This is a genomic window from Terrisporobacter muris, from assembly GCF_024621905.1.
GTDB classification, from domain to species: Bacteria; Bacillota; Clostridia; order Peptostreptococcales; family Peptostreptococcaceae; genus Terrisporobacter; species Terrisporobacter muris.
Genome location: NZ_JANKBY010000153.1, coordinates 1 through 8,182, shown reverse-complemented (window position 1 = coordinate 8,182; position 8,182 = coordinate 1). Strand labels below are relative to the sequence as shown.

Here is an 8,182-nt window from a genome sequence, read left to right as displayed (position 1 = left end):
GTGTAAATATATTTAAAACATCTTTAGAGTATATTGATTTTGATGAAAAAATATTACTTACAAAAAATTATAGACAGAAAAAAATAATTATTGATTTCTCTAACAGATTTTGTGAAAATGCCAATAATTATATAAAAGACTTAAGAAGTAATATAGATAGAGATATATATAAGTTTGGTGATGCAATTATTGAAGAGGGAATTACAGCTCAGATTGTAAAGGTAGAGGACTTAGAAGACCAAATAAACTCAATATTATGGGAAATTGAATACCTTGTAAATAATCAGGGATTAGATTATAGTGATATAGCTATAGTATTTCCATATAATAAAAAGAAATTAAAAAATGGTAAAACAATATACTTCCAATATCTTCTTAGAAAAGCATTGGATGATGTAAGTATTCCATATATTATTGGAGATGATAATTTAACTAAATATGGAAAAAGAAGTGGTATAACTATATCAAATTTATATTTTATTAAGAGTTTAGAATATAAGGCAGTAGTATTTTGTGAATTAGAAATGCTGTATAATCAAACAATAAATGAAGAAAATCAAGACTATCAGGTGAATGATTTCGTTGGAGATTTAAATAAAATATATATGGTTATGAATAGAGCTATCGAGTATTTAACATTTATAACTACTTTTAACGAAAATTCAAGTGAATTAATTAAAATCCTAGTTAATTCTGCAAATAAGTAATGATTTAAAGAAGCACTTATGTGCTTCTTAATTATTTATCAAAGGAAATTTTAATTACTGAAAATTTAAGTTAGTTAAAAGTAAATAAAGTTAAAAAGTATTAGAATAACAGTGAAAGGAGACCTTAAAAAGTGATTAGAATAACAGTGAAAGGAGACTTTATGGATAATAATTACATATTGAGTGAGAGAGAGTTTGAAATATTTCAATTATTTTCAATAAAAATGACACCAGCAACAAAAAAAGATTATTTAAGCAAAATAATTTTATTTAAAGAAAAAACAGAGGTTGAAGACTTATTAGAAGTAACAAAAAATGAATGTGGAGATTTTATAGCATTTATAGAAGAAGAATATGCTACATCAACTTGTGAGAAGATTTTCAGCTATTTACATAGTTTTTATGCTTTTATGAAGAGGGAAAAATATATAGAGTTAAATCCATTTACTTTTGTTAAAAAGCCTATAGTTACAAGAGAAAAGGGGAAAAGAGATGTTTTAAGTATACAAGAGATAAATCAATTAATAGATTCATTGGAAAGGCTTAGTGCTAGGGATAAATTAATAATGGTATTTTTAGTTACAACAGGATGCTTATTAAATGAATTGGTAAAAGTTAAGTGGAAAGATTTAATTGTAGATGAAGAAAATAATTTTTATGTAAGACTTGGTAAAGGGAAAAAGGAAAGAGTAGTAAAGCTTCATCCATATTGTTTCAAGTTAATAGAAAGTTATAGATATTTTTCGGGTCTTAGTGAAATAATAATGCCTTATGACGACTACATATTTACAACGCAAAAGAGTCAATATATAACAGATAGGAATGTAAGATTAATAGTAAAAAAAGCTTTTGATATGGCTGGATTATCACAATACTCAGCCAGGGATTTAAGACATTCATATGCAGCTATCTCTTTGATGCTTGGAGCTGATAAAGAAGATATAAAAAAACAGTTGGGTTGGAGTGATAAATATTATGCTATAAGATATAAAAATGTGTTGAATTTTGTTGATAGTGAAAGTATTGACTATATATTAGGTAAGGATAATTTTAAATTAAATAAAAAATAATATGAACAAATACACATAAACTATTGTTATTGTTCGTTAAATTATATATAATAATCTTTGTAGAAAAAAAAGATTTAGGGATGGTGCAAAAAATGATAGAAAATAAGTACACAACATATTCAAATCCTTTAACAGAAAGATATTGTAGCAAAAATATGAGTTATATTTTTTCTCCTCAATTTAAGTTTTCAACTTGGAGAAAACTATGGATTGCATTAGCTGAGGGGGAAAAACAACTAGGAATAAACATAAGCGATGAGCAAATAGAAGAATTAAAAGCTCATATAGATGATATAAATTTTGAAGAAGCAAAAAAAATAGAAAAAGAAGTAAGACATGACGTAATGAGTCACGTTAAGGCATACGGACTTCAATGTCCAAAAGCAAAGGGTATAATACACTTAGGTGCAACTTCAGCTTATGTTGGTGATAACACAGACGTTATTCAAATGAATGAAGCATTAAAGCTAATAAGAATTAAACTTGTTAACTTGATAGATAACCTTAAAGATTTTGCATTAAAATATAAAGATGTTCCAACTTTAGGTTTTACACACTTTCAAGCAGCTCAACTTACAACAGTAGGTAAAAGAGCGACTCTTTGGGCACAAGACTTAATAATAGACTTAGAAGATTTAAACTATAGATTAGATAATATGAAGCTTAGAGGAGTAAAAGGAACTACTGGAACTCAAGCAAGTTTCATGAGCTTATTTGAAAATGATACAGATAAAATAAAAGAATTAGATAAAATAGTATGCGAAAAAATGGGATATAAAGAATCTTATAAAGTAAGTGGACAAACATACACTAGAAAATTAGATTCTCAAGTATTAAATGTACTTGCTGGAATAGCTCAAAGTATGCATAAGATGACAAATGATATAAGATTATTACAAAGCTTAAAAGAGTTAGAGGAACCATTTGAAAAAAATCAAATAGGGTCTTCTGCTATGGCTTACAAGAGAAATCCTATGAGAAGTGAAAGAATAGCTTCTTTATCTAAATTTATAATTTCTGAATCAATATCTCCAGCATTAGTTGAAGCAACTCAATGGCTAGAGAGAAGTTTAGATGATTCAGCCAACAAAAGACTTGCAATTCCACAAGCATTTATGGCAACTGATGCTATTTTAGATATAGGCATAAACGTAACTGATGGTTTAGTTGTATATGAAAACATGATAAGAAAACATATAGATGAAGAACTACCATTTATGGCTACAGAAAACATACTTATGGAAGCTGTAAAAAGAGGTGGAGACAGACAAGAATTACACGAGGTAATAAGAGAGCTATCTATGAAAGCAGCTTACAGAGTTAAGCATGAAGGTTTAAATAATAACCTAATAGATTTAATAATTGAAGATGAAGCTTTCAAAATATTAGACAAAGAAGAAATAACATCTATACTAGATCCTATGAACTTTGTAGGAAGAGCACCTGAACAAGTTGTAGAATTCGTTGAAGAATATTTAGAACCTGCTATAAGCGATTATAAAGACTGTATAGGTATAGAAGTAGACTTAAGAGTATAGTATTAAATAAAGAGCCTTATGGCTCTTTATTTTTGAAAAGAAATAGAACTATAAGTTATAATAATATAAGAAAATTAAAATAGTGATATTTGTAAAAAGTATTGTACTACAAATATTTTTATTGTAAACTATAGAAGTGGGAAAAAGTCAATAAATTAAGCATCTGAGGTGATTAAATGAACTGTATAGTAACAAATACAATTGGTTTTTTATCAAAAACTTTTCCTAAATTTTATTCAAGTCTTTACTTAGAATACCTAAAGAAATATTCGGCATTATATAATGTAAATAAAACACAATTGAGAGCTTTAGTATTTATAAAAAATCACGGTAGTATAAGTATGACGGAATTATGTGCTAAATTAAACATAGAAAAAGGAAGTCTAACAAGTATGATAGATGACTTAACAAAAAAAGGTTATGTTTATAGGGAAAAGGATTTAGCAGATAGAAGAAAGTATATGATAGTTATTACAGAAGAAGGGGAAAAATTAGCTATAGATTTTACTAGTAAGTTAAGTGATGAATTAGAACAAAAACTATATAAACTAGATGAAAGCGACAGATTAAAATACCAAGAGGCTTTAGAAACTCTTCAGTACATACTAAATAAAGAAGAATTAAATTAATTAAAAAACCATCTTACAAATGTAAGATGGTTTTTTAATTTTTACTTTACTAAAATCATATATTAAGCTTTAGCTAAAGCAGATTTTTCTTTTTCTAATTGGGCATATTCTTCAAGAGCTTCTTTTAATAATTGTCCAGATCTTCTTAAATCTTCTTCTTTTAAGACATAAGCAAGTCTAACTTCATTTTTACCAAGTCCTGGAGTAGAGTAGAATCCTTCAGCTGGGGTACACATAACAGTCTCGTTATCTCTTCTAAATTCTTTCAACATCCATGCAACGAAATCTTCAGCATTTTCAACTGGTAACTTAGCAACAATATAGAATGCGCCCATAGGCTTTTCACAAATGACACCATCAGCTTTCATTAATTCAGTATATAAAGTATCTCTTCTTCTCTTATACTCAGCATTAACCTCTTCGAAATAAGATTTTGGAGTATCATATAAAGCAGCAGCACCTAATTGCTCTATAGTAGCTACACAAAGTCTTCCTTGACAAACCTTCATTATTTCAGCCATAAATTGTTTGTTTTTACAAGCTATAGAACCAATTCTAGCACCACAAGCACTATATCTCTTAGAAACACTATCTATAATAACAACTCTATCTTCAACTTCTTTCATATTTCCGAAGCTTGTATATTCAAGTCCTTCATAAACGAACTCTCTATAAACTTCATCGGCAATTATCCATAAGTCTTTTTCTTTAGCTATTTCAGCTATCATTTGAACTTCTTCTTTAGTATATACGCATCCAGTAGGATTTCCTGGGTTAACAACTAATATAGCGGAAGTTTTGTCATCTATTTTAGCTATGATCTCTTCTTTAGAAGGTAGGTGGAAACCGTTTTCTGCAACTGTAGTAACAGATTTTACTTCAACATTTAAGCATTGTGAAAATCCATTGTAGTTAGTATAGAATGGTTCTGGAACTAATATATTGTCTCCTGGATCACATGCAGCCATAAATGCAAATAATAAAGCCTCACTACCACCGTTAGTAATTATTATATCTTCACTTGCAAAATCCATGTTGTATGTAGTGTAGTATTTTCTTATAGCTTCAATTAATTCAGGCATTCCTTGAGAGCCTGCATACTCTAAAACCTTTTTGTCAAAATTTTTAACAGCATCAAAAAATCCTACTGGTGTTATTATATCTGGTTGGCCTATATTTAAGTGATATACCTTAACTCCTTCAGCTTTAGCAGCTGTAGCGAATGGCGCTAATTTTCTTATTGGTGATTGTTGCATTGAACTAAGTCTCTTTGAAAACTTCATTTGAATATTCCCCCTTATAAACATATGAATTGATTATTATATCTCAATCTAATTTAATATTAGCATAATGGCGAATAAACCGCATTACTATAAAAAAATATATTTCCAAAAAATAGAATAAATATCTTAATTATTTTTTATACAATCTTTTTAATTAGACACAATGAGATTTCAATAGTGCGATAATAATTAAAGTGAATATATTAAATATTTACAAAGGAACTTTGTTAAAATATAATTTATGTAAGACCGTATTATAAAATAAATAACCTTTGAATAAGGCTTTAAATTAGGAGTTTGTGATGAAGGAACTTGGTGTAGATACATTAAATCATAGTAAGGTAATAATAGCTAGAGGGCGACAAGATAGGCCTATGGATAAAGTAAAAAAAGATATAAATAAAGAAGAGAATGAAGAATATGATAAAGATTGTCCTTTTTGTAGAGGAAATGAAGAAAATATTTCGCAGGAGACTGATGTAATAAATAAAAATAATCAATGGGTAGTGAAATCTGTAAAAAATAAATATCCAATAATAGATGATAACCCTTTAAGTGAAATTAAAGGAGAACATGATGTAATAATAGATACATATAAACATAATGGAAATTTTTTTAATATGAATGAAGAAGAGTTTTATTACTTATTATTAATATATAAAAATAGATTTAAAGATTTCAAAGAAAATAAAAATGTTAAGTATATTTGTTTATTTAAGAATCATTTAAGAGATGCTGGAGCATCTCTAATGCACTCACATTCTCAAATTTTATCGTTACCATTTATTCCTCCAGACTTAAGAGAAGAATATAAAGTTTGTGATGAGTTTTACAAAAAAATGGGTATAAATATGTATAAATATATTATTCAAGAAGAGATTAAGTATGAAAAAAGACTTATACATAATGACGAAGATTTTTTTGTGTTTGTGCCTCAGGTGTGTAGATTTAGTGGAGATACAGTAATTATACTTAAAGAAAACATATATTTTTATGAAATGGATGATAATAAATTAAAACAACTTTCTGTTATATTAAAGGAATTATTCGGTAAATTATATGATGAACATGGTAATTGTCCTTTTAATTTATATATTCATAGTCACCCGATAAATGAAAAAGAGGACTATAAAGACATATATAATGCACATATTCATATAGTACCAAGAAAATTTAATTTTGGTGGATTTGAATTAAGTACTGGAATGTATGTTTCATCAGTTAAATCAGAAGATATAGCAAGTAAATTAAAATTTGACTAACAAGGAGATAAAAAATGAAACTTATATCATGGAATGTAAATGGAATAAGAGCGTGTGTAGGAAAAAACTTTATGGAATTTTTTGATGAAGTAGATGCAGATATATTTTGTTTACAAGAAACAAAATTACAAGAAAATCAAATTGATTTAAAATTAGAAGGATATTATCAATACTGGAATTATGCTAAAAAGAAAGGGTACTCAGGAACAGCTATATTTACTAAAAAAGAACCAATGAGTGTAACTTATGGAATAGATATTGAAGAACATGATCAAGAAGGTAGGGTTATAACGTTAGAATTTGAAGATTTTCATATTGTAACTGTGTATACACCTAATTCTCAGAATGAGTTAAAAAGACTTGATTATAGAATGAAGTGGGAAGATGATTTTAGAGAGTATTTAAAAAAGCTAGATGATATAAAACCAGTCATAGTATGCGGTGATTTAAACGTAGCACATAAGGAAATAGATTTGAAGAACCCTAAAACCAATAGAAAAAATGCTGGATTCACTGATGAAGAAAGAAATAAATTTACAGAGCTTCTTGAAGTAGGTTTTGTAGATACATTTAGATATTTTTACCCAGATGAAGAAAATATTTATTCATGGTGGTCTTATAGATTTAAGGCAAGAGAAAAGAATGCAGGATGGAGGATTGACTATTTCTGTGCGTCGGAAAAGTTAAAAGATAGGTTAGTAAGTGCTAAAATACATACAAAAGTGCTAGGTTCTGATCACTGTCCAGTAGAATTAGTAATTGAATAATAAAATTAGTCATAATATTAAAATCCTTCCTAGATATTAAAGGAAGGATTTTTTAATCTTTTAAATTATTTTTTTCTTGGGAAGATTTGCTTCTTCTACCCATTTTATAAGCAAGATGGATAATTTTTTTTTCTTCCTTGTTTAAGTCTCTATTTAGAATCTTTTTAAACTCACTGAAAATATTATCATAATTTACTTTTCTCTTTGTGACAGACTTCTTTTTATCATCATTATTAAAATTATAATTTTTAGTTTCTATTTCATCATTAAAAATTTTTTTAAATACGAGAGATGTATAATAAGCGTCATTTAAAGCATTATGATAAGATTTATCTTGATTTAACTCTAATAAAGTAATTGCATTTTGAAGACCAATACTTTTTCCTGTTGGATTATTGAAATAAACAGAAGCATGATGTTGAACATTTATATAATTGCTAGACAAATTATCTGTAGATAAATTATGATATTTAATATTTCTATACAACTCTTTTAGATCTCCATTACCCCAAACACATAGGATATTTTTCTCTTCATTGATAAAAGACTTAAACATGTTAAATGCTTCAGGAAAGCTAGGCGCATTTTTTACATCTTCATTATTTATATTGGTCATTTTTTTTATGAAGGGATGAATTACCTTATATATATTAGGTTTAACAAAAGTATTAAAAGTATCAATCATATCTAAGTTAGAGTCCAATTTGACAGCGCCTATTTGGATAATCTCAAAAGGACATGTTTCATCCGAAACTGTTTTATTTAGCTTTCTATCAAATCCCTGATTAAACTCTAAATCAAAAACTATATATTCCATAAAATCTTTCTCCTAAAATAATAATTGTGCAAATACTATAATTAAAGAATATAAAATTGAAATAAACTATAATATCTATTTTTAAGTATAACCTATTATTAATAAAAAG

General features: G+C 27.2%; 8 protein-coding genes. 6 read left to right on the top strand and 2 right to left on the bottom strand.

Annotated features, from left to right (window positions below):
* From NSA58_RS12030 to NSA58_RS12015, 4 genes are all read left to right on the top strand, one after another.
* Positions 1–707, top strand: a 707-nt coding sequence (locus NSA58_RS12030; protein WP_277613737.1) for a 3'-5' exonuclease, incomplete at its 5' end; no start/stop codon positions are given.
* A gap of 161 nt (positions 708–868) precedes the next feature.
* Entirely contained in the window at positions 869–1,777 is a 909-nt protein-coding gene (locus tag NSA58_RS12025; protein WP_039680055.1) for a tyrosine-type recombinase/integrase, read from the top strand.
* A gap of 92 nt (positions 1,778–1,869) precedes the next feature.
* Complete coding sequence (purB, locus tag NSA58_RS12020; RefSeq protein WP_039680054.1) at positions 1,870–3,315, top strand: adenylosuccinate lyase; 1,446 nt, start codon at positions 1,870–1,872, stop codon at positions 3,313–3,315.
* A gap of 176 nt (positions 3,316–3,491) precedes the next feature.
* Positions 3,492–3,944: a MarR family winged helix-turn-helix transcriptional regulator gene (locus NSA58_RS12015; RefSeq protein WP_039680053.1), complete on the top strand. Its 453-nt coding sequence runs from the start codon at positions 3,492–3,494 to the stop codon at positions 3,942–3,944.
* A gap of 62 nt (positions 3,945–4,006) precedes the next feature.
* Here NSA58_RS12015 and NSA58_RS12010 read toward each other — a convergent pair whose 3' ends face one another.
* Complete coding sequence (locus NSA58_RS12010; RefSeq protein WP_074079228.1) at positions 4,007–5,227, bottom strand: pyridoxal phosphate-dependent aminotransferase; 1,221 nt, start codon at positions 5,225–5,227, stop codon at positions 4,007–4,009.
* A 302-nt stretch (positions 5,228–5,529) separates the two neighbouring features.
* On the opposite strand from NSA58_RS12010, the gene NSA58_RS12005 reads away from it, so the two are divergent.
* Positions 5,530–6,489, top strand: coding sequence for a galactose-1-phosphate uridylyltransferase (locus tag NSA58_RS12005; RefSeq protein WP_039680051.1), 960 nt, complete (start codon positions 5,530–5,532; stop codon positions 6,487–6,489).
* Between the two features lie 14 nt (positions 6,490–6,503).
* The gene (locus NSA58_RS12000; protein WP_039680050.1) at positions 6,504–7,256 is read left to right on the top strand and encodes an exodeoxyribonuclease III; all 753 of its coding nucleotides are present in this window, start codon (positions 6,504–6,506) and stop codon (positions 7,254–7,256) included.
* 52 nt (positions 7,257–7,308) lie between these two features.
* Here the strand turns inward: NSA58_RS12000 and NSA58_RS11995 are convergent, their stop codons facing one another.
* Positions 7,309–8,073, bottom strand: coding sequence for a 3'-5' exonuclease (locus NSA58_RS11995; RefSeq protein WP_039680049.1), 765 nt, complete (start codon positions 8,071–8,073; stop codon positions 7,309–7,311).
* Positions 8,074–8,182 lie beyond the last annotated feature (109 nt).